Raw genomic sequence first — 22,889 nt, 5'->3', positions numbered from 1 at the left:
GATGACTCATAACCAGAGCCAGAACCAGACGCAGACCGCAGCCGACGCCTTTACTCTGATCCTCGATGGCACCGAGGTGACCGCCTATTGCGGCGAAAGCCTGTGGCAGGTGGCCAAGCGGGCCGGCGAGACGATTCCCCACCTGTGCTTCAAGGATGCCGCCGGCTATCGCGCCGATGGCAACTGCCGCGCCTGCATGGTCGAGATCGAGGGCGAGCGGGCGCTGGCCGCCAGTTGCCTGCGCGAGGCCCGGCCCGGCATGGTGGTGCATAGTGCCGGCTCCGAGCGGGCTCGCATCGCCCGTGAAGGCGTATTGGAGCTGCTCGCCGTCGACCAGCCGGACCGCGACGCCGGTCCCGACCGCTCGAGCCATTTCTGGGACATGGCTGATGCCCTGGCCGTCGATGCCACTGCCGTGCGCGCTTGGCTACCCCGGCGCGAGGAGCGCGAGGCGCCCACCGTGCATCATGTCGAAGCCCGTTATGTAGAGTCGCGTGCGGTAGGGCAGGACGGCGCTCGCAATCACGATGCGTCGCACAGTGCCATGAACGTCAACCTCGATGCCTGCATCGAGTGCAACCTCTGCGTGCGTGCCTGTCGCGAGGTCCAGGTCAATGACGTCATCGGCTTGGCGAACCGAGGAGCGGCCGCGAAGATCGTCTTCGACTTCGACGACCCCATGGGCGATAGCACCTGCGTGGCCTGCGGCGAATGCGTCCAGGCCTGTCCGACCGGTGCGCTGATGCCGGCCACCTTGATCGACGAGGCGGGCCGTGGCGATTCGGCGGCCGCCGATAGCCAAGTCGATTCGGTGTGCCCCTACTGTGGCGTTGGCTGTCAGTTGACCTATCACATCAAGGACGAAGAAATCCTCTTCGTCGAAGGCCGCGATGGGCCGTCCAACCATAACCGGCTGTGCGTCAAGGGCCGCTTCGGGTTCGACTATCCGCGTCACGCCTCGCGGCTGACGCGCCCGCTGATCCGCAAGCCCGGCGCGCCCAAGGGCGTCGATCCCAGCTTCGATCCGGCTGACCCGAGCAGCCATTTCCGCGAGGCCAGCTGGGATGAGGCGCTCGAGGTTGCCGCTGAAGGCCTCAAGGGCCTCAAGGCCGACCACGGCCCCAACTCTCTGGCCGGCTTCGGCAGCGCCAAGTGTTCCAATGAAGAGGCCTGGCTGTTCCAGAAGCTGGTACGCACCGGCTTTGGTTCCAACCACGTCGATCACTGCACCCGTCTGTGTCATGCAAGCTCTGTCGCGGCGCTGATGGAATGCATCGGCTCAGGCGCCGTGACGGCGTCGTTCATGCAGGCCGCCGAGGCCGATGTGGTGATCCTCACCGGCTGCAACCCGGCCGTGAACCATCCGGTGGCCGCGACCTTCTTCAAGCAGGCGGCCAAGCGCGGCACCAAGATCATCATTCTCGATCCCAAGGGCCAGGCGTTGGGCGCCTATGCGCATCAAACCCTGCGTTTCACGCCGGGCAGCGACGTCTCGCTGTTCAATGCCATGCTCAACGTGATTGTCAGCGAAGAGCTCTATGACGCGGACTACATTCGCGAGCATACCGAGGGCTTCGAAGCGCTCAAGGAACACGTTCGCCACCTGACGCCGGAGGCCATGGCCGAGAGCTGCGGCGTGCCCGCCGACGAGATTCGCGCCGTGGCGCGGGAGTACGCCACCGCCGAGCGAGCGATGATCTTCTGGGGCATGGGGATCTCCCAGCATGTGCATGGCACCGACAACGCGCGCTGTCTGATCTCGCTGGCCCTGGCCTGTGGCCATACCGGCCGGCCGGGCACCGGTCTGCATCCGCTACGTGGCCAGAACAACGTCCAGGGCGCCTCGGACGCCGGCCTGATTCCGATGGTGCTGCCCGACTATCAGCCAGTGGGCGACGCCCAGGTGCGGGCCGCCTTCGAGGAACTGTGGAACACCGACCTAGACGATCAGCCGGGTCTCACCGTCGTCGAGATCATGGACGCCATCGCCGCGGGCACCATCAAGGGCATGTACATCCAGGGTGAGAACCCGGCGATGTCCGACCCGGACCTCGACCATGCGCGCGCGGCGCTGGGCAAGCTCGAGCATCTCGTTGTACAGGATCTGTTCGTCACCGAGACCGCTCAGTTCGCCGACGTCATCCTGCCGGCTTCCGCCTGGCCGGAGAAGGACGGCAGCGTGACCAACACCAACCGCCAGGTGCAGCTGGGCCGTCAGGCCGTTCCGCTGCCCGGCGATGCCCGGCCCGACTGGTGGATCATTCAGGAGATCGCCAAGCGCTTCGGGCTGCCCTGGGACTACGCGCATCCCCGCGAGGTCTTCGCCGAGATGAAAGAAGGCATGGCATCACTCGACCACATCTCCTGGGAACGGCTGGAGCGGGAGGCTTCGGTCACTTATCCCTGCCCGGCGGACGATGCCCCGGGGGCGGACGTGGTATTCGGCGATGCCTTCCCGACGGCCTCGGGCCGGGCTCGTTTCTCGCCGACGCTGCCGCTGCCGCCGGATGAGCAGATCGACCGTGACTACCCGACGGTGCTGACCACCGGCCGCCAGCTGGAACACTGGCATACCGGTTCGATGACCCGGCGCTCCCTCGTGCTCGATGCCCTCGAGCCTGAAGCGGCAGCTAGTGTCGCCCCCGGCGAGCTGCGCCGCCTTGGTCTCGAAGCCGGCGAGTGGATGCAGATCGCCACTCGGCGAGGCAGCATCACCTTGAAGGTGCGGGTCGATCCGTTGATGGCCGAAGGCATGGTCTTCATGCCTTTCTGCTACGCCGAGGCCGCCGCCAATATGCTGACCAACCCGGCGCTGGACCCGTTCGGCAAGATTCCCGAGTTCAAGTACGCTGCCTGTCGGCTGACAGCGGCCGAGGCACCAACTGGGGCGTCGGTTGAGGAACCGCTAGCGACGCCTTGAGTCGGCGACCAAGCGGTAGCAGGGATGGGTTGATAACAACGACACGACATGAGACTGGAGGAAACCGCCATGATGATCGTCGATCTGATCGATGGGGATGATTTCCGTAACAAACTGGTGGGGCTTGGCGTGCTGATTCCTGAGGGCGCCTGTCCGGAAACCTGCGCGCGGATGGCCCGTCGCAAGTACCTCGAGACCGATGTACCCGACCTCGAGTATACGGTCTCGGAACTGATGTCACACACCGATGTGATGTTGCCCTCGGTGCGCCGGGCGATCGAAGCCCACCTGCTGCCGGCATTCGAACTGCCACGCTCGTCCTGAGCGGGCCCTTGTCGTTGAACAGGCTAGCGGGTGGCTGCTTTTCAGGCACCCGCTGCCGGCGCTTATAGCGAGGCTGCGCCACCGTCGCTGCGCGGGTCGTGGGCACCTTCCAGTAGACCGTCGGGGTGGCGAACGATAGCACCAGCGTGCCCCATGGTGTCGCTGAACGCCTCGTTCAGTACCGTGACGTCGTGGCCAGCGGCCTTGAGCGCCTCTACCAGTGGTGCCGGGAAGCGGTTCTCGAGCTTGAGCCCGGTGCTGGCTTCACCCCAAGTGCGGCCCAGCAGCCAGCGCGGGGCGCTGATCGCCTGTTGCAGGTCCTCACCGAAGTGGGCATAGCGGCTGTAGATGGCTGCCTGAGTCTGGGGCTGGCCCTCGCCGCCCATGGTACCGAAGCTCATCACCCGGCCGTCGTCGAAGCGAGCAAGCGACGGGTTCAGGGTATGGAAGGGCTGGCGATAGGGCTCCAGCGTCTGTAGTGCCTGCGGGTCCAGCGAAAAGCTGATGCCGCGGTTCTGCCACATCACCCCGCTTTGCGGCAGGACTATGCCGCTGCCGAACTCCCAATAGACGCTTTGGATGAAGCTGACCATCCGCCCCTGATGATCGGCGGCGGCCATCCAGATGGTATCGCCTTCGGCGGGTTCGTAGGGCCAGGGCAGGGCGCGCTGCGCCTTGATCTGTGCGGCTTCCCGATCCAGGGCCTCGGGCGTGAGCCAGCTCGCCGGATCTTTGGGCAGCCGGCCGGGGTCGGTAACCGTGGTGTCGCGGGCCATGAAGGCTCGCTTGGTGGCTTCTACCAGACCGTGCAGATGGGCAAAGCCTTCGCCCTCGTTGATGCCCAGGCGCTCGAAGACGCCCAGCGTCATCAGCGTGGCCAGGCCTTGCGTGGGCGGCGGCAGATTGAAGACACGGGCATCCTTGAGCCTGACTTCGAGTGGGGTAACGGCCTGGGCATGATAGCGATTGAAATCATCGCGGCGCAGCGGGCTGCCCAGCGCCTCGAGATCTGCGGCCATGCTGGCGGCGAGCTCACCTCGGTAGGCGTCGTCGAGCCCGGCGCGGGTCAGGTGCTCGAGGGTGTCGGCAAGCCGTGACTGACGCAGCCGAGAGCCGGTGGCGGGTGCCTGGCCGGCGTCGAGATACGTCTCGGCGAAGCCTGGCGCCGCCCCGAGGGCCGCCAGATGCTTGGCGGTGAGCGCGGTTTGGCTGTCGCTCACCGCGACGCCTTCCCGACCATGGCCGATGGCCGCCTCGAGCAGGCGTGACAGCGGCAGGGTGGGGCCCCAGGCAGCGGCCTGATCGAGCGCCACCTGCCAGCCACCCAGGGTGCCGGCCACGGTCAGCGCGGCGAGCGGCCCGCGAGTGGGTATGCCTTGCGCCGCGTCGTAGCCCTGCTCGGCGTAGAAGGTGCGGGTGGCAAGGCCTGCCGCCGGGCCACTGGCATCGATGGCCAGCGGCGGTTTGCCGGGTTCATGAATCAACCAGAAGCCGTCGCCACCGATACCGTTCATATGGGGGTAGGCAACGGCGATGGTCGACGCCATGGCGACCATCGCCTCGACGGCGTTGCCGCCCTCGCGGAGGATGTCGCGGCCGGCCTGGGCCGCCAGGTGGTGGGGGGCGACGGTCATGCCGCCATAAGCACGGGTGGTGTGTTGCATGGGACGCCTCAGGAGAAAAGGTCGATATACATGCGCACCGCAGTGGCGAGCAGGAAGACAGCGAACAGCCGCTTGAGCAGGGCCGGATCAATGGCGTGGGCGAGCCTGGCCCCCAGGGGGGCACAGAGCATGGTCATCGGGACGATGGCCGCGAAGCCCAGCAGATTGACGTAGCCGATCGAGCCCGGCAACCGGTCGGGCGCGCCCAGGCCGCTGAACATGAAGCTCAGGGTGCCAGGAATGCTGATCACCAGGCCCAGCGCGGCGCCGGTGCCCACCGCGACACGGATCGGCGTGTTGAGCGCACTCAGGGTCGGCACGCTCAGGGTACCGCCACCGATGCCCATCAGCGTCGAGATGCCGCCGATCACTGCGCCGATCAGGCTACTGCCCAGGGGACCGGGCATGCCGTCACGAATGATGCGGGTGTTGCGACGGAACATGTTGGCGGCGACCAGCAGGGCGATGGTGGCAAAGAGGCCAGTCAGCGCCTCGCCGCTCAGGAATTGACTGGCGATGCCGCCCAGCAGCACGCCGACCACCACGCCGGGGATCAAGCGCTTGATCACGCTGGCATCGAGGCTGCCCTTCTGGCGGTGGGCGCGGGCCGACATGATCGAGGTGGGGATGATAGTGGCAAGCGAGGTGCCTACCGCCAGATGCATGCGCACTCCTTCGTCGACGCCCAGCAGGCTGAACAGATGGAAGAGCACCGGCACGATGACGATGCCACCGCCGACCCCGAGCAGGCCGGCCATTATCCCGGCAACGGCACCTGTCGCGAGCAGGGCCGCGATCAGTCCAAGGATCCCGGTCAGCGATGACGAATCCAGCAGTTCCATGGCGTGGTTTCCTAATTCAGTGATTATCGATGTGTCATGACGCGGGTAGCCACGGCGCCCCGCGCTGATGGATGACGGCTACCAGCCGATTGCCTGGGGTAGCCAGGTAGCAATGCCTGGGAACAAGAATACCAGCGCAACGGCAAGGACTTGCAGCCCGACGAAAGGCACAACCCCCACGTAGATATCGCGTGTCGAGACCTCCGGCGGCGCCACCCCCTTGAGGAAGAACAGCGCCCAGCCGAAGGGCGGGGTCAAGAAAGACATCTGCAGGTTCATGGCCACCAGAATCGCCAGCCACACCATATCGGTGCCATAACCGATGAATACCGGCAGGAACATCGGCAGGGCGATGTAGGAAATCTCGATCCATTCCAGGAAGAAGCCCAGCACGAACAGAATCAGCATCAGGAACAGCAGCGCCCCGATTTCGCCGCCGGGGAGCATGTTGAACAGGTCGTGCACCATCTGCTCACCGCCGAGCCCGCGGAAAGATAGTGAGAATACCTGCGCGAACAGCAGAATGAAGTAGACCATGGCAGTGATGGTCAAGGTGCCGTGCAGGGTCGCCTTGAGGGTGGCGAGGTTCAGCTTGCGGCCCAGCAGCGCGATCAGCAGGCTGCCCAGGGCTCCCATGGCGGCAGCCTCGGTAGGGGCTGCCACGCCGCCGACGATGGAGCCGAGCACGGCCACCACCAGCCCCAGCGGCGGTAGTACCGTGGCCATCAGGTCGCGATAGAGCTGGCGCCGGGAGATGGTGGCGCGTTCGGCAGCGGGAACCGCCGGTACCCAGTCCGGCCGCACCCAGCCGAGGACGGCGAGATACAGCATGTAGGTCAGCGCGATCACCAGGCCCGGGATGAAGGCAGCCGCGAACAGTGCGCCCACCGATTCACCGACGATCTGCGACAAGAGAATCAGCACCAGGCTCGGCGGGATGATCTGGCCCAGGGTGCCTGAGGCGCAGATCGCTCCGCAGGCCACGCTCGGCGCATAGCCCCGGCGAAGCAGGGTCGGCAGGGTCAGCATGCCCACGGTCACGACGGTAGCGCCGACGATGCCGGTGGAGGCCCCCATCAGCACCCCGACCAGCACGATGGCGATCCCCATGCCGCCGTTGAGGCGCCCCATGGCGTAGCCGATGGTATCGAGCATGGCCTCGGCGACCCGGGACTTCTCGAGCATCACGCCCATGAACACGAACAGCGGTATGGCCATCAGGGTGTAGTTGGACACCACACCGTAGAGGCGCTGGGGCAGCAGGCCGAAGAGCATCGGCCCGAAGCCCAGCAGGCCAGCAACGAAGCCGGACACGGCCAGCGAAATGGCCACAGGGATGCCAATCAGCATCATGGCCAGGAAGCTGCCGATCATGCCGATCAGTAGCCATTCATTTGCCATTGCAAACATACTCCACAGAGAAACGGGGCCGAGTGAGCTCGGCGACAAGGAGGGCGGGGCAGCCGGCCGCCTGGCCGTTGCGCCCGCAGGCGGTGCCTGGTTTTGGTCCGCAACGTCGGTCGTGACCGTCTTCAGGATCTGCCTTAATCAGGCGCTGGGCTGATCCGGGGCGGTTGGCGAGGCCGGCACCGGGGCGCCGCTCAGGGCCAGTGCCGCTCGCAGCAGATCGGCAAGCCCCTGCAGCGCCAGAGCCGCGAAGCCCAGGGGAATGAAGGCCTTGAGCAGATAGCGGTAGGGCAGTCCGCCCGGGTCCGGTGAGCCTTCTCCCAACTGAAAGGATTGCATCACATAGGGCCAGGACAGCCAGACGATCGCCAGCGCGATCACTACGGTCAACATGCCGCTGATCAGGTCGATCAGCTGCTTGCCGCCGTCGGGAAGGCGGTCGTAGATCACGTCCACCCGCACGTCGGCGCGGTGTTTGAGCGCGTAGGAAATTCCCAGCAGGGCAATCGGTGAGAGCAGGTGCCACTCCAGTTCCTGCAGCCCCACCGGGCTGATGGAAAAGAAGTAGCGCAGCAGCACATCGGTGGCGACCAGCCCGACCAGTGCCAGCAGGCAGAGTCGGGCAAAGCCGCCGAGGATGCCGATGCCGTGCTCGATGGTTTCGATGAGCGACGCCATGGATAGACCTCCGGTCAGAAATGCAGTCAGAATCAGCTCGGCAGGTCGAGGAAGGCTTTCTCACTGATGGCTTCCCACTCGCGATGCTTGGCACGAAAGCCCATGAAGGAGTCATAGACCTTCTGGGTGTCGGCATCCGCCGCCGCCATGTCGGATAAGGTATCGGCGGTGACTTCGCGCAGCCGGCTGATGATGTCGCCGGGCAGCGGCTGGGCGATCACGCCCTCGTTTTCCACCAGATCGTTCAGGGCTTCGGCGTTGACCGACTCGCACCAGGCCTGACTCTCGATGTTGCAGGCCATGGCTGCAGTCTTGACGATCGCCTGCAGGTCGGAGGGCAGCGCCTCCCAGGCCTGCTTGTTGATCATCAGCTCGGTGGCGTTGGTGGGCTCGCTCCAGCCGGTGGTGTAGTAGTACTTGGCGGCCTTCTGCAGGCCCAGGCGACGGTCCTGATAAGGCCCGACGAATTCGGCGGCGTCGATGACGCCTCGCTCCAGGGCTGGGAAGATCTCGCCGCCGGGCAGCAGTCGCACGGCCACACCAAGCTCGCTGTAGACCTTGCCGCCGAGCCCCGGGATGCGCATCTTCAGGCCGTTCAGGTCCTCGACGCTTTCCAGCGGTTCGCGGAACCAGCCACTCATCTGTACACCGGTATTGCCCATTGGGAAGGCCACCAGTCCGACCTTGGCGTAGAGCTCGTGCCACAGTTCCAGGCCGCCGCCATGATATAGCCAGGCGTTCATGCCCTGGGTGTTCATGCCGAAGGGCACGGTGGTGAAGAACTGGGCGGCGGGCAGGCTACCGGACCAGAAGTAGGCGTTGCCGGCGTTCATCTCGACCATGCCGGCCGACACGGCGTTGAAGCCTTCCAGTGCCGGCACCAGCTCGCCGGCGGCGAAGTGCTGAATTTTCATACGGCCGCCCGACATCTCCTCCACCTTCTTGCAGAAGTCGGTGGGGCTACCCGGGCCTTCGACATAGAAGGGCGAACCAGGGCCATAGGCGTTGGTCATTCGCCATTGAACGGTCTGGTTGGATTGGGCGCGGACGACGGCAGGGGCGCCCATTACCAGGCCAGCGGTGGATGAGACCAGAGCGGTGCTCAGGAACTTGCGGCGATTGAAGCTCATGATGGTAACTCCCGATGAGGCGAAAGAAGATTGACGAATGTAAATCCTCTACGGGAGTTGTCAGCAAGCCATGTGCCAGTCGGCTGTCATTCTGGATTAATCAATAAATATCAGATAGATAATCTTGTAAGATATTGGCTTGTCGATTCGCTCGATGATGACGGCGGCGGCCGATTTCGGGTCAATCGACCACGCCTCAGAGTTAACAAAGGTAAGATTTAGGCGGTTAAGCGATCATTTGTATGCACCGTTAACGCGGCGATCCGTCAAACGGCTGTCTCTAAGGGGGCGATAGATAGCAAAAGTAAGGTCGGCACCCTTGTGAGGCGCTTGCACCCTTTATGTGCGGTGATCGAGATAGGCAGGGGGCGCACGCTGAAAAAAGCCGGTAAGGCGGGAAAGCGCCCAGTGGTGGAGGGCCGGAGCGTCTCGAAAAGCGCTAGAGTCGCGCGCCGCCGCGGCGGTTCTTGACCCGTGACATCAGGCTCTTGCAGTCCACCGAGAGGATCTCGGGGCGGTTGAAGATACGCTCGCGGACGAAGGCATCGAAGCTGGTGTAGGTGTCGGTCAGGGTATGGATATGCAGGCTCTGCAGGTCACTCATGATATAGAGGCTGACCACTTCGGGGCAGGCAGACAGCTCGTCTGCCACCTGCTGAAGCGCGGCGGGCGCCACCCTCAGGTCCACGAAGGTAGAGATGGCCTTGCCGAGCTTCTCTGGATTGACCACTGCGGTGAACTGCTCGATGACACCTTCCTCGACCAGGGCGTTAACCCGAGTGCGGGCGTGCGCTCGGGAGATGCCCAACTGGCGAGCGATATCGGCATAGGACATGCGCCCATCCTTGATCAGCAGGTTCAGCAGTTCAGTATCGGTCGTGTTCATTGACTAGGGCCTTTGCTGGCGTGGGTCTCGATGGTGCTTATCCAAAGGGCATCCTCGCCTATCATGCGATCGACCACCATCTCCGGGCGCCACTACAAGCCCTGGCATCCCATTGGCGACACCTGGTGATGCGAGGGCGACGGGAACTGCCGTCAGCGGTATGCCGGTTGGATGCCATGGATATGTCGGGGTCGCCGGCAGACAAGTTGGCAAGCCTGGTGGTAGCGCAAAATTCAGCCAAGGCTTCACGGCCTCATATCCTCATGCATGGGGCACCATCGAGGCGCCTGTCGGCACGTCCAAGCGAGAAACCATTATGATGTCAGACTTTCTCAATCCGGTAACCACGCAGACGTGGGTCAACGGGCGCCATCAGGTGCGCTGCGTGAAGGTCATCCAGGAGACCTGGGACGTGCGCACCTTCTGTTTCATGGCCGAGCAGCCGGTGCTGTACTTCTTCAAGCCGGGACAGTTCGTGACCCTGGAGCTCGAGATCGACGGCGAGCAGGTGATGCGTTCTTACACCATCTCGAGCTCCCCCTCGGTGCCCTACAGCTTCTCGATCAGCGTCAAGAGGCTGCCGGGTGGCGTAGTCTCCAACTGGTTACACGACAACCTGAAGGCCGGCGATGAGCTGGCGGTGCATGGGCCGGTTGGTAACTTCAATATCATCGATCATGCCGCCGACAAGGTGCTGATGCTCTCCGGTGGGGTCGGAATCACGCCGCTGATGTCGATGACCCGCTGGCTGTTTGATACCAATGCCTCGGTGGACCTGGCCTTCGTGCACAGTGCCCGCTCGCCGAAGGACATCATCTTCCACCGCGAGTTGGCGCACATCTTCTCGCGGATTCCCGAATTCAAGTTGCATATCGTCTGTGAGCGCAGCGACGAACTCTGCGAGGCCTGGGCGGGCTTTCGCGGTTACCTGAGCCAAGAAATGCTCGAGCTGATGGCGCCGGATTTCATGGAGCGTGAGATCTTCTGCTGCGGCCCCACTCCTTACATGAACGCGGTCAAGCGTATCCTGCGCGACAACGGCTTCGACATGAGCCGCTATCATGAGGAGTCCTTCGGCGCCACGCCGCTGGACGTTCAGGAAGATGTGCTGGAACTGGCCGAGCAGGCCGAGGCGCAGGCCGAAGAGCTCGACGTCGCCGACATGTACAGCGTCGAGTTCAGCGCCACCGGCAAGAGCGTGCGAGTGCAGCCCGGCGAAACGGTGCATGCGGCTGCCGCCAAGCTTGGCCTGCATATTCCCAAGGCCTGCGGCATGGGCATCTGCGGTACCTGCCGGGTGCCGCTTAGCTCAGGGCAGGTCGAGATGGACCACAACGGCGGCATCACCGACGAGGACGTCGCCGAGGGCTATATTCTCTCCTGTTGCAGCAAGCCCACCGGCAACGTCGTCGTCGACTTCTGAGGTGGGCTGCCGCTACCCCACGACTGAATGCCTGGCACCGGAATGCTCGGTCGGTGCCTTCAGGTCGGGCTTTCAGGGTGTGTCAGGCAGCAGGCGGAAAAGCCCGCCATTGGGTTGGTCATTGAGCAGGTAGATCAGCCCGTCCGGCCCCTGGCGCACGTCGCGGATGCGTCCGATCTGGCCGTCGAGCAGCACCTCGGCGCGAGACACCTTGCCGTTGTCGATCGTCAGCCGCGTCAGCGTTTCGCTGCTAAGGCCCCCTGCCAGCAGGTCCCCTTGCCAGCCCGGAAATTGCGGGCTATCCACCCAGGCGAGTCCCGATGGGGCATAGCGCCCGTCGAACACATAGGCGGGGTCGCGCATGCCCGGTGCATGATCGCGACCAATCGGCAGGTTGGTCGCATAGTCCCGCCCCAGCGTCACCTCCGGCCAGCCGTAGTTCACCCCCGCCTCGATGCGGTTGATCTCATCGCCGGTACGCGGCCCATGCTCGCTTGTCCACACGGTGCCGTTGCTCGTCACCGTCATGCCCTGGATATTGCGATTGCCCTGGCTATAGAGTTCGGCGGCCATTCCCGGCTCATCGACGAAAGGGTTGTCGGCAGGCGCCTCGCCGGTTGGTGTCAGTCGCAGCACGCTGCCGGCATGATCGGCGCCGTCCTGTGCCCGTTCGCCCTGGCCCCGGTCGCCGATGCTCAACAGCAGCGTGGTATCGGCAAGCCAGGCCAGGCGCCCACTGTAGTGGTGGTTAGGCATCGAGAAACGGTTTTGCGCAAACATCGTCTCTACGCCCTCGAGTCGAGGGCCGCCGGGGGCATCCAGGGCCAATCGCGCCCGGGCAACTGCGGTGCCGCTGCCATCGGGGCCGGCCTTGGCGTAGCTGAAGTAGAGCCAGTCATGCTCGCCGTCGTTGCCGTTGACGCTATTTCCGAAGTCCGGGTACAGGGCCAAATCCAAGAGCCCACCCTGGCCGCGGGCAACCACGCGAGGTAGCCCCTCGATGTGCGTGATGGTGCCGTCGGGCTCGATCAGTGCCAACCGCCCCGGTCGCTCACTGACCAGAAAACGGCCATCGGGCAAAAAGGCCAGCGACCAGGGGCGCTCGAGGCCTTCGGCCAAGTGCTCGAGTCGGAGCGTATGCGGGGTGCCGGGCAGTTCCTCGGCGATGGTCGTCGCCCCCTGGGTCGATAGCGATGACAGTAAGGCGGCTGCCAGCAGCGTTGCGGGTAGCCGCGTCGATAGTCGCGAGTAGGCGGCGTGCCATATCGGTCGTTGCATGGGCAGAACTCCCTTCCTCGGTATGAGCTTTTTCACCCTAGCAGGCCTCTCCGCTATTGGCGCGACAGCCTATGCTTGATAGGCGCCGAATAGCTCAAATGCCGCGTTGAACCTGGCGCTCATCAGGTAATTTGAATGATCAAATAAAATAGATGATAATCCTCTGCCTTGAATTCGATAACGCTGTGGAATAATAAAGGATCATGCCCATGACGATGCATTCGCGACGCACTTGGCTGGCGGCAGGACTGGCGCTTGGACTTGCTGGTCCCGCCCAGGCCGACGTCAGCCTGACCCGGGGCGCTACCTCGATTCCTGACGGGGAGGCCACCGCCGACGAAGACCTGACCATCGCCAACGAACATCTGGCCTTTGCCCTGGCGGTAGAGTCCCGCCCGCCTTGGGGTGTGCCTCGCGGCACCCTCGTGGATTTGGCGGCGGTCAAGGACGGTGAGTTGGATCTGGATCGCGTCGCCTTTGCTGACTTCATTCCCAACAACTGGTCGGCCTGGCCGAACAGCGAGAAGGAGGTCACGGTTCTAGAGGACAGCCCCGAGAGAGCCGTGGTCCAGGTGCGCCGTAACTGGGGCGATGCCTGGGTGATCACCACCTACACGCTCGAGGCCGGCAGCGACCGCATCGAGCTTGAGACCGAGCTCGAGAACGCCGGCGACGAAGCCCTGACGGCCATCCGTTCCGGCTTCACCCTGTGGCCAGACACCGGCTTCCTGTTTGGCGTGCCGGGCCTTGGCGATGCCAAGGAAACCGTCGCCGACGAGGCGCTGACCGATCGCATGGTCGCCTATGACCGGGATTGGGTGATCGCGCTGCATGCGCCGTATTTCGACCGCGTCAACTATGAAGGCCAGGACATGTACCTTGAGCATAGTCTGGCGCCGGGCGAAAGCCGCACCTTCAAAGGTGCGCTGCAGGTGGTGCCTACAGGCGATTTGGCGCCAGTGGTGGCCAACGAGATCGAACGCAAGGATCAGGACGCTGGCCGGATCAGCGGCACCCTGAGCAACGATGACGGAGAGGCCCCGCAGGATGGCCTGGTGATGGTCGAGAAGCAGGGCCACCCCTATGCCTGGACCCTGGCTGAAGACGGCCAGTTCGCGATGGACCTGCCGACGGGTGACTACCAGGTCTATGCCACCGGGCTTGGCCATGCCAACAGCGAGCCCCGCGATATCAGCGTGACCGCCGACGGCGAGCAGACCTTGACCTTCGAGGGGCTAAAGGGCCCGGGCACCCTGAAGTTGGATATCGTCGAGACCGGCAGCGGTGTGGCACGGGATGCCCGCCTGACCATCCTCGAGGGCCAGCAGCCGCCGGTGGAGTTCCTCGGCAAGCAGACCTTCTTCACCTCGCTGGACCCGGCCGGCAGTGCCGAGCTGTCGCTGGCGCTGGGCGAGTACCGCCTGGCCGTGAACGCCGGTGCGGGCTTCACGGCCGAGGGCGAGACCCTCGACGTGAGCCTTGATTCCGGTGAGCAGGTGTCGCGTACCATCGAGATCGATCGCCTGGCCGAGCCCAACGACCGTGGCTGGTATGGCGCCGACTTGCACCACCATGCCAACGTGCTCGAGGGCACCACACCCCCCGAGACGGTAGTCAGCGCCCAGCTCGCTACCGACCTAGATCTGACCTTCGTCAGCGACCATGACTCGACGGCCAATCACCAGCGCTTCCAGGCGCTCTCCGATAGCCGCGGCGTGCCCTTCATTCCGTCGATCGAAATATCGCCGTCCTGGGGCCACATGAATCCCTTCCCCATTGCCCTGGGCGGTGAGTTGATGGTCGATCCGGGCACCGACGAGGTGCAGGAGATCATCCAGGATGCCCGTCGCCTGGGCGCCGAGGTGATTCCCATGAACCATCCGTACAACGACTATGGCTACCTGAACAATCTTTCCAACGACAAGGTGCCGGGAGGCTTTACGCCGAACTTCGACCTGCTCGAGCTCAACGCCGAGGTCGATAACGCCAAGACCCTCGAGACCGCTCATGCGCTGTGGGATGACGGTACGGCGATCTACTTTACCGCCGGTACCGATACCCATGACGCCTGGAACGACCTGACCGGCCGCATTCGCATGATGGCGCGAGTTCCCGGCGAGCTGTCGCCGCGTGCTTTTGCTCGCGCCCTCAAGGACGGTCACGGCTATGCGACCCAGGGTCCGCTGCTATATCCGCAGAACGCGCTGTTCGGCGATACCTTGCGCCTGGCAGGTGACGAGTCGGCCACCTGGCATATCGATGTCGCGGCGGTGGACGGTCTGGCCGAGGCACGCCTGGTCGGCCGCGGTGGTGAGGTCATCGCCACCCGTAAGCTCGACGGCAAGGAGGCCAGTCTGGCGTTCCCGCTGGATGGCGAGATCGACGGCTGGATTGCCCTGGAAGTCGAGGACGCCGATGGCGACCAAGCCTGGAGCAATCCGGTATGGGTCAAGCGTCAGGGCAGCACGGCTTATCTGTCGGCTGCCGGCGAATGATCGCCAGCGCCTGATATAAAAGCCGGGATATCTGTTAGGCAAGAGGCCGCGCTCAGGCGCGGCCTCTTACTGTCTGGCCGAAGCGTTTCAGGGTCTCCCCTGATTGGACAGAAGGTATATGCAATCTTGCGCTAGTCTACTGACGTTACGATTCCCAGTGCTTCATTCACCGAATCTCGGATTTCACGGTAGCGGTCGGCATCGTGGATCAGGGTTTCCAGGCTGTCTTCCGGAAAGATCTCCTGCTTGCGTTTGTCGCCATCGCCTTTGGTGAAAATCGACGGAATGAGTTGCTCCAGGCACCTCAACATGACTTCAGGGGAGACCGATGCGCCCGGTGACGCCCCCAACAAGGTGCCGTAGGTCTTGTCCTCAGACACGACAATCTCGGTACCCATCTGCAGGTCCCCATCCTTGATGATCTGAACGCGCTGGCCAGCATGGATGGGTTCCCAGTCGAATTTTGTGCTCAGGCCGGGCGCAAATGCTTCCAGCTGTGCCAGCATGCTTTTTTTGCCCGTAAAGGTTTCTGAGACCAGATATTTGACCAGGGGAAAGTTCTCAAGCGCGACGTCTAGCAGATTGGGAATATCATGCAGACGGATCGCCTTGATGTAGTCGAATACGCCCCGGCCTCTCTCGAGCACAGGATTGAACGAGGCGAATGGCCCGAATAATAGATAGTGCTGACCATTGACCACCCGCAAATCCAGGTGCGGCACGGACATGGGGGGGGCGCCCACTTTGGCTTTACCATAGGTCTTGGCGTGATAATTCTCTGCCTCTTCTGGGCTGATCGACGCCTTTAGAAAGCGGCCGCCAACGGGGAAGCCGGCGTATCGACTCCGGAACGGCAGGTGACTTTTCTTGAGTAATGGGAAAGCACCACCACCGGCACCGACAAACAGCACATCTGCCCGGTGCTGAGTAGCCCCCTCTTTATTTTCGGTTTCAATTATCCATTGGCCCGATGGGCTTTTATGGACGCGTTTTACATGAGTGCCGTATTCGATGTTCACACCCAGATCATTCTCTGCGTGAGCGGCCATCTGCTCCGTCAAGGCGCCAAAGTTGACGTCGGTTCCGGTTTCAATGACGGTCGCGGCCATTTTTTCATCCCGCGAACGCCCTTCCATGGTGTAGGGAATCCAGCTTTTGATCTGGTCAAAGTCGTCCGAAAACTGCATGTTTTCGAAGAAGTGGTGGGCGGACATCTCGCGGAATCGAAGCTTCAGTTCTTCGATCGATGGTTCGGCAACGATCGTGCAATGCTTGGTCTGGTTAATGAAGCTTTTCGGGTCTTTGATGACGCCTTTCTTGATCAGGTACGCCCAGAACTGCTTGGCAACATTGAACTGCGCGTGGATTTTCAGTGCTTTCTCAACGGCAATGACCTCTCCATCCACTGGCGTGTAGTTGAGCTCACAGTTCGCCTCATGGCCGGTGCCTGCGTTCCAGAACGCGGAGGAGTTGCCGGCTCCGGCACGTTCCAGCCTTTCTATGATGGTGATTTCCAGCTCGGGAGCGATCTCTTTGGCCAGCGTCGCAAAGGTGGTCCCCATGATGCCCGCCCCGATGATAAACACTTTCATTACGTTTTCCCGTCTGTTTGAGTGGTTTTAATGTCGGCAAAAAGAGTGAATGAATCAGAAAATACCATGATTCGCGCCCACGCTGGAAATGCGTAAAGTTGCTGTGAATATCAATAAGTTGTTGATTGATAAGTTTTTTTGGCGTTTTTTGACCAGTTTTTGCGCATCGGAAGGGCTGGCGGTCAATGTCATTTTTTATGAGCAGAATTGGGAGCTTACTCACCATGCAACCACACATGAGTCGGCCTTTCTGCGTTTTTTGTGGGATATCAAAACAACGCTGCGCCACTAAGCCGTTATGCCTGACGGCGCTTGAGCTCGGCGCCGGAGAAGGGCGGTTATCAACGAAACTTGACGGGAATCCCTGATGTTAAGGAGTACGTATCTCGAAACCGGCTTTTAGCGTCCTAGGTTCATAGAATAACGGCAACACCTTGGAGCGCAAGGTAGCGGCAGCCGGGTCAGCGCCTGGTGCAAAAGCCGGAACATCGGTTCAGTAAGAGGAGAGGCCGCGCCCAGGCGCGGCCTCTTGCTGTCTGGCTGGTCGCTCTAGCCAGCGATCAAGCCGGCATCAGTACCTTGGAATAGAGCGCCTCGCCCTGGATATCCTTGAGCGTGACGGTAAGCGCCTCGCTCTGTGGGTCGAGATCTACCTGACCGAAGAACTGGAAGCCTTCTCGGGGAGACATGTTAGCGCGACCTTCCGGCGGCGCTTTCACGAACTCGAGCGTGAGACCAAAGGTGTTGTCTAGCTCGCCCGGCCCATAGGTGCCGGCATGAATCGGGCCGCTGACGAACTCCCAGAACGGCGTGAATTCCTTGAACACGGCGCGCTGCGGCGAGTAGTGGTGCGCTGCGGTGTAGTGCACATCGGCGGTTAGCCACACCAGGTTCTCGATGCCTTCGTCACGTACGTACTTGAGCAGTTCGGCGATATCTTGCTCCCGGCCCAGCACCGGACCGACGCCGTTCGACGAGTTCTCGAAGTTATCCCCATCGCGCACCATGATGCCCAACGGCATATCAGAGGCGATCACTTTCCAGGTGGCATTGCTGGCCTTGAGGGACTGCTTTAGCCAGGTCAGCTGATCGCGGCCGAGAAAGTCGGTCTCTGGCCCTTGCTGTGACTGGCGGTTGGCGGAGTTGGGCCCCCGGAAGCTGCGCATGTCGAGCATGAACATCTCCAGGCTCGGCCCGAAGCTGAACTTGCGATAAATGCGCTCCGGTGCTGCAAGAGAGGTGCGCAGCGGCATGTACTCGAGGAAGGCCTGGCGGGCATTGGCCGACAGCACGTCGACGTTTTTCTCGGCATAGCGCGCGTCGTCGAGAATCTCTCCTGGGTACCAGTTGTTCAGCGTCTCGTGGTCATCCCACTGGGCGAACATCGGTACCTCGGCATTGAAGCGGCGCAGGTTGTCGTCCATCAGGTTATAGGCGTACTGACCACGGTATTCGTCGAGGGTCTCGGCGACCTTGGACTTGGCCGGGGTGACGATGTTGCGCCATATACTGCCGTCATGTTCGGTCACACTCTCCTGCAGTGGGCCATCGGCATAAATGGTGTCGCCGGAGTGGAGGAAGAAATCCGGCTGCACCCGTCGCATGGTGTCGTACAGGCGCAGGCCGCCGAAATCCGGGTTGATCCCCCAGCCCTGCCCCACGGTATCGCCGGACCAGACGAAACGCAGCGCCCGCGGCTTCTGCGCACTGGGTGGCAGCACCAAGCGCCCATCCAGCGGCTCGCTGATGGCACGATGGTCGCTTAGATCGGCAAAGCGGACGCGGTAGAAGACTTCACCCCCTGTGTTGGCATGGCGGCCGATGCCGGCCAAGTCTAGGCGCGCCGTCAGATCATCAGTGGGCAAGGCGGTCGGGCCGCGCACGGCGAAAGCGCCGCGCATCTCAGGGTTATCGGCCAGTTCGATCATCATGCGTGATGGACGATCCGTCTGGCTCCACAGCATGGCCCGGTCGGCCGTGACATCGCCGCTCATCACGCCGGAGGGCATGCCCGGGCGACGGCCTTCGGCCATGACGATCGCCGGTGCGCCGAGCAGGCCGCTAGTCGCAAGCAGTCCGGCCCCTGCGCCTTGCAGGCTTCGCGAGAGCAACTGACGGCGGCTTAGGTTAAAGGGCGAAGCCGACGCTGCTTTTACTGCCGGCTCAGGGTGAGGTTCACTCGTTGAGCGGCCGTTGCCTGCAAGGGGGTGGCGACGGAGTAAATGGAATAGACGCGTGGACATGGACAGGCTCCTGGGTCGTTGCTCGGGGCGAATGCCGGGAACAGCCACTGTCCGCAGTGATGATGACCGAACCATGTCCATTTGTTGAAGAGTGCATATTGCCGGGATGCATGCGCCTCGTTAGGCCTCATCGGCTGCAGCCCTCGGCATGATGCTACTAAAGCAGAAAGGCCAGCAGCATTGGCAGATAGATAAAGGCCAGCAGCGTCGAGCAGAACACCAGGCTCGCCACGTATTCAGGCTCTCGGCCCGAGCGTTGGGCGAACAGATAGTTGAACACCGCGACGGGCATGCTCATCTGCACGACCAGAATGCTCTGTGCGAGCGGCGGCAGGCCGAGCAGGTGTCCGACGATGAAGGCCAACAGGGCGGCGAGCGGGATGCGTATCACGCTGAAGCCGACGCCAGCGGAGAGGTTCCTGGCGCGGATATTGGCCAGCGATACACCCAGGGTGATCAGCATCAGCGGCACGGTGAAGCCCGAGATCAGCTCCAGGGTGTTGTCGAGCCACAGCGGCAGCTCGGTTTCGGTGAGCAGCAGGGTCAGTGCGACGGCGATCGCATAGAGGGCGGGAGTGCGGGCCAGGGTGCGCAGCGGGCGGCCGCTGCGGCTCGACATGGCAATGCCGAAGGTGAACTGCACCAGCGATACCGTGACCATCACCGCAATCGCGAAAGCGAAGGCCGACTGGCCGAACGCGTAGAGCACCACAGGCAGGCCCATGTTACCGGTGTTGGGGTACATCATCGGCGCCAGCATCACCTGCCAGGGCTTGTCGAGCAGCGGGGCCACCAGAAAGGTCGCCAGGGCCATGACGGCAAGCACTAACAGCGTGCCGAGCATGGTCATGGTGAAACTCTGGGCATCGACTTCGGCACCTGCCAGCGAGGCCAGAATCAGCGCCGGCGTCCCAATGTTGAAGACCAGCTTGGTGACGAAGGGGACCGGGAAGTCGTGGCCGAGCCTGACCCAAGTAAAGCCGAGACCGGCACCGATCAATACAGGGGCCATCACGGCGAAGAGTTGGGCAAACATCGGCAATCCTTGTCGGCGGTGGAAGATATCAGTGCATTGTCATGATTTTGTCCACAGCCATGCAACTTTAGTCTTTGCGTCAAAACTGCCTGCGCCCGGTAATGCTGCGTTAAAACCCGGCTTGATTAGCGGGTGGTCGGGCCTCAGCCCTCGGCCTTAAACCAGGCGCAGGGCGGGCTCGGCAGCACCTTGGCAGCCGGGAAGATCGATGACGAAGAGGGCGCCGTCATGGGGCTGTGGGTCGGCCATGCCCTCGCGGGCCGTGGTCACATAGAGGCTGGTGAGGTCGTGACCGCCGAAGACGGGACAGGAAGGCTGGCTTGCCGGTAGCGCGACATGGGCGATTTCCTCTCCGTTCTGGTCGAGCCTGGCCACGCGGCCGGCCCCCCAGAGGGCGATCCACATGCAGCCCTCGGCATCCATCACCGCGCCATCCGGTCCACCGCCAGACTGACGCAGGTCGGCCCAGGGCTCGGGCTCGATGAAGGCGCCATCGCGGTTGCGCTCAGGGAAGCCCTCGGCATCCAGCGCCCAGCGCATCACCCAGCCGGTCGCGGTATCGCTGAAGTAGGCGTATTTGCCATCCGCCGAGAAGCACAACGCATTGGGGATGGTGAGCCCCTGACGCAGACAGGTGAGCTCGCCGCGATGCAGGCGATAGAGGCTGCCAGCGCCTTTCTCGGCACCAAGGCCCATGGTGGATAGCCACAGGCTGCCATGCGTATCAACCCGGGCATCATTGCTGCGGGTGACGGGATTGTCGTCCTCGAAGGGCAGGAAGGCGGCGCTCTCGCCGGTTTGCGGGTCGAAGCGCGACAAGCGGTTTTCCGCGACCAGTAGGTAGTCGCCGTCATGAGTCAGCGCCGCGTAAGAGGTTCGCCGGTCGAGCGGGCTGACACGGTGATCGAGCCCAGCGGGCCCGGCGCGGTGCAGCTCGCCGGCCAGGATATTCAGCCAGCGAAGCTCGCCGCGCTCGGCGTCCCAGCCCGGTCCTTCGCCAAGCTCGCAGCCGCTAGCGACGCAGACTCTTGCATCACCGAGGCAGGGAGATGACAGTGTCGGGACATCACTCATGTGGGGGCTCCTTGTCTAGTGCGAGTCCAGGTGCGAGGTGCGCCAGGTTGGCTGAGTGAATCAGTCGGCCGCTTGCCAGGCGGCGACCAGTGCGCGGGCTCGTTCGCCGACCTGTTCGGCGCTCAGTCCCGGCGTGTAAATGGCGGTGCCAAGCCCCGCTCCATGCACACCAGCCGCACGCCACTGAGCGAAGTTGTCGGTGCCGATGCCGCCGACGGCATAGAGTTCGGTGCCCACAGGCAGCACGGTCTGCATGGCCTTCATGTTGGCGATGCCGACCTGAGTGGCGGGGAATAGCTTGAGCCCGGAGGCGCCGGCTTCAAGCGCTGCAAACGCCTCGGATGGGGTGACGATGCCGGGCATGGAGACCATCTCCAGCCGGCGACTTTCGCGAATCACCTCGACGTTGCAGTTGGGCGAGACGACCAGCCGGCCCCCCGCGGCATGCACGTCGCGAACTTGCTCATGCGTCAGCACGGTGCCGGCCCCGACAAGAATGCGGTCGCCATGATGCTCGGCGCAGTGGCGCGCCAGCTTCTCCACGCTTTCGAGGGGCTGGGGCGAATTGAGAGGGATCTCGATACGCGTGATGCCTGCGGCGATGATGGACTCGGCGATATCGATGATTTCGGCGGGGGTAACACCGCGCAGAATGGCGACCAGTGGCAGGCTCATGGACTTTCCTTACGTTGCACGATTTGTATAGCGTGATGTGATTCGCGTGACGCGGCTCGTTTGGGCAGCCGCGACGCGCTTTCTGGGTCATCGGTGACGTATCATGGGGTGGGGCTTATTCAGCCGCTGGCGGCCAGGCTTGCTTGATGGATACGCCCGAGACCGGCCAGGATCATGTCGGCATTGGCCTCGATCCCGACCGAGAAGCCTCGGTGCTCAAGCGCAAGCCGGTAACGCTGGCACAGCGCTGTATCGCCGATCAGCACCACAGGGCTGCCAGGTGCCAGGTTTGCCGTGGCGCCAGCAAGTTCCAGACCCAGCACCAGGCCTGACAGGCGTGCGCTCAAGCGAGTGCCACGGGCCTCGCCGGCGGGCAGTCGACTGTCGAGCAGGTCCCGGGCGCGGATGCCAAACAGCTCGGCGCTGAGGCGTTCCGGGGCCGCCATGGCGGTATCGATGCCGTCCAGGTAGGCCGTCCGCTGGTCTTCGTCGCTTAGGTTCCCGGCACCCTCATCCTTTGCCAGTGAGTGTTTGAGCACAGAGTTCTGGCCCAGCAGCTTGAAGAGCTCGCCGCTCATGAAGGTCGTGAAGCCGGTGATGCGCCCGTTCTCGAGCCGAGCCCATTTGGCATGAGTGCCCGGCAGGCAGACGGCGCCATCGAATGCCGGGTGACGATTCATCAGCCCGGCGAGCTGGGTTTCCTCGCCGCGCATCACATCGAAACCTTCTGCATTGAGATGCTGTGTCGCCTCGACGCTCGGGCGCTGACACAGGCCTGGCACGATCCGCACCTGTAAACGCGGGTCCCGGGTGGGTACTGGCGTCAAGCGACTGCCCAGCTCGGCGAGGGCATCGCTATCATCGGCCAGCGGCAGATAGGCCGCTTCTACCCAGCCCTGGCGAGCACCGGCCATGCCGCACACCAGCACCTCGATGACCTCGTCGCGTGCCATCGACGCCAGCCAGTCGCTGATCGTCTCGAGCAGAACGCCCTCGAACTCATCCGGGGCGAGCCCCAGCATGCCGCGTGGGCTGCTGGCGTCGGCGATGATCGTGCCCGCGTCGTCCAAGGCCCAGGCGCGCAGGTTGCTGGAGCCCCAGTCGACAGCGATCCAGGAAAGGCGGTCGGCGAGGGGAGCGGCATGATCAGCGGACATCGTGGTGTTCTCCATTCCTGGGCACCCCCTGTGAGGGCGCCTGCATCATCGGGAAGTGCTGCGGG

Annotated in this window: 17 protein-coding genes; 4 read left to right on the top strand and 13 right to left on the bottom strand. The window is 63.2% G+C overall.

Features of this window, described 5'->3' with window-relative positions; genetic code table 11:
* The first annotated feature begins 1 nt into the window (after position 1).
* On the top strand, positions 2–2,920 hold the full coding sequence (gene fdhF, locus Q2K57_RS04175) for a formate dehydrogenase subunit alpha (protein WP_112053646.1): 2,919 nt from the start codon (positions 2–4) through the stop codon (positions 2,918–2,920).
* A gap of 69 nt (positions 2,921–2,989) precedes the next feature.
* Positions 2,990–3,244, top strand: a complete 255-nt coding sequence (locus Q2K57_RS04170) for a hypothetical protein (RefSeq protein WP_112053645.1) — start codon at positions 2,990–2,992, stop codon at positions 3,242–3,244.
* Positions 3,245–3,306: 62 nt separating this feature from the next.
* Here the strand turns inward: Q2K57_RS04170 and Q2K57_RS04165 are convergent, their stop codons facing one another.
* The 6 genes from Q2K57_RS04165 to Q2K57_RS04140 all read right to left on the bottom strand — a co-directional run bounded on the left by Q2K57_RS04165 (position 3,307) and on the right by Q2K57_RS04140 (position 9,851).
* Entirely contained in the window at positions 3,307–4,908 is a 1,602-nt protein-coding gene (locus Q2K57_RS04165) for a gamma-glutamyltransferase family protein (RefSeq protein ID WP_112053644.1), read from the bottom strand.
* 8 nt (positions 4,909–4,916) lie between these two features.
* Complete coding sequence (locus Q2K57_RS04160; protein WP_112053643.1) at positions 4,917–5,750, bottom strand: sulfite exporter TauE/SafE family protein; 834 nt, start codon at positions 5,748–5,750, stop codon at positions 4,917–4,919.
* Positions 5,751–5,828: 78 nt separating this feature from the next.
* A complete protein-coding gene (locus Q2K57_RS04155; RefSeq protein ID WP_112053642.1) occupies positions 5,829–7,151 on the bottom strand; it encodes a TRAP transporter large permease subunit in 1,323 nt (440 codons plus the stop codon).
* A gap of 147 nt (positions 7,152–7,298) precedes the next feature.
* Entirely contained in the window at positions 7,299–7,835 is a 537-nt protein-coding gene (locus Q2K57_RS04150; protein ID WP_112053641.1) for a TRAP transporter small permease subunit, read from the bottom strand.
* Between the two features lie 32 nt (positions 7,836–7,867).
* Positions 7,868–8,965 carry a TRAP transporter substrate-binding protein gene (locus Q2K57_RS04145; RefSeq protein WP_112053640.1) on the bottom strand — a complete coding sequence of 366 codons (1,098 nt, stop codon included), beginning with the start codon at positions 8,963–8,965 and terminating at the stop codon, positions 7,868–7,870.
* Positions 8,966–9,404: 439 nt separating this feature from the next.
* On the bottom strand, positions 9,405–9,851 hold the full coding sequence (locus tag Q2K57_RS04140; RefSeq protein ID WP_112053639.1) for an Lrp/AsnC family transcriptional regulator: 447 nt from the start codon (positions 9,849–9,851) through the stop codon (positions 9,405–9,407).
* A gap of 316 nt (positions 9,852–10,167) precedes the next feature.
* On the opposite strand from Q2K57_RS04140, the gene Q2K57_RS04135 reads away from it, so the two are divergent.
* Positions 10,168–11,274: a hybrid-cluster NAD(P)-dependent oxidoreductase gene (locus tag Q2K57_RS04135; protein WP_112053638.1), complete on the top strand. Its 1,107-nt coding sequence runs from the start codon at positions 10,168–10,170 to the stop codon at positions 11,272–11,274.
* 72 nt (positions 11,275–11,346) lie between these two features.
* Here the strand turns inward: Q2K57_RS04135 and Q2K57_RS04130 are convergent, their stop codons facing one another.
* Positions 11,347–12,552: a PQQ-dependent sugar dehydrogenase gene (locus Q2K57_RS04130; protein WP_112053637.1), complete on the bottom strand. Its 1,206-nt coding sequence runs from the start codon at positions 12,550–12,552 to the stop codon at positions 11,347–11,349.
* Positions 12,553–12,761: 209 nt separating this feature from the next.
* Here Q2K57_RS04130 and Q2K57_RS04125 point away from each other — a divergent pair, with 209 nt between their 5' ends.
* Entirely contained in the window at positions 12,762–15,047 is a 2,286-nt protein-coding gene (locus Q2K57_RS04125) for a CehA/McbA family metallohydrolase (RefSeq protein ID WP_112053636.1), read from the top strand.
* A 131-nt stretch (positions 15,048–15,178) separates the two neighbouring features.
* Here Q2K57_RS04125 and Q2K57_RS04120 read toward each other — a convergent pair whose 3' ends face one another.
* From Q2K57_RS04120 to Q2K57_RS04095, 6 genes are all read right to left on the bottom strand, one after another.
* A complete protein-coding gene (locus Q2K57_RS04120) occupies positions 15,179–16,639 on the bottom strand; it encodes a malate:quinone oxidoreductase (RefSeq protein ID WP_112053635.1) in 1,461 nt (486 codons plus the stop codon).
* A gap of 560 nt (positions 16,640–17,199) precedes the next feature.
* Entirely contained in the window at positions 17,200–18,882 is a 1,683-nt protein-coding gene (locus Q2K57_RS04115) for an alkaline phosphatase (protein ID WP_112053633.1), read from the bottom strand.
* Between the two features lie 157 nt (positions 18,883–19,039).
* Entirely contained in the window at positions 19,040–19,918 is an 879-nt protein-coding gene (locus tag Q2K57_RS04110) for an AEC family transporter (protein ID WP_112053632.1), read from the bottom strand.
* Between the two features lie 156 nt (positions 19,919–20,074).
* Complete coding sequence (locus Q2K57_RS04105; RefSeq protein ID WP_112053631.1) at positions 20,075–20,992, bottom strand: SMP-30/gluconolactonase/LRE family protein; 918 nt, start codon at positions 20,990–20,992, stop codon at positions 20,075–20,077.
* Between the two features lie 60 nt (positions 20,993–21,052).
* On the bottom strand, positions 21,053–21,667 hold the full coding sequence (locus tag Q2K57_RS04100) for a 2-dehydro-3-deoxy-6-phosphogalactonate aldolase (protein ID WP_112053630.1): 615 nt from the start codon (positions 21,665–21,667) through the stop codon (positions 21,053–21,055).
* Positions 21,668–21,786: 119 nt separating this feature from the next.
* Positions 21,787–22,824 carry a 2-dehydro-3-deoxygalactonokinase gene (locus Q2K57_RS04095; RefSeq protein WP_112053629.1) on the bottom strand — a complete coding sequence of 346 codons (1,038 nt, stop codon included), beginning with the start codon at positions 22,822–22,824 and terminating at the stop codon, positions 21,787–21,789.
* Between the last annotated feature and the right edge of the window lie 65 nt (positions 22,825–22,889).

Source organism: Halomonas sp. I5-271120, from assembly GCF_030553075.1.
GTDB classification, from domain to species: domain Bacteria; phylum Pseudomonadota; class Gammaproteobacteria; order Pseudomonadales; family Halomonadaceae; genus Onishia; species Onishia taeanensis_A.
This window is presented reverse-complemented; position numbering and strand designations above follow the sequence as displayed.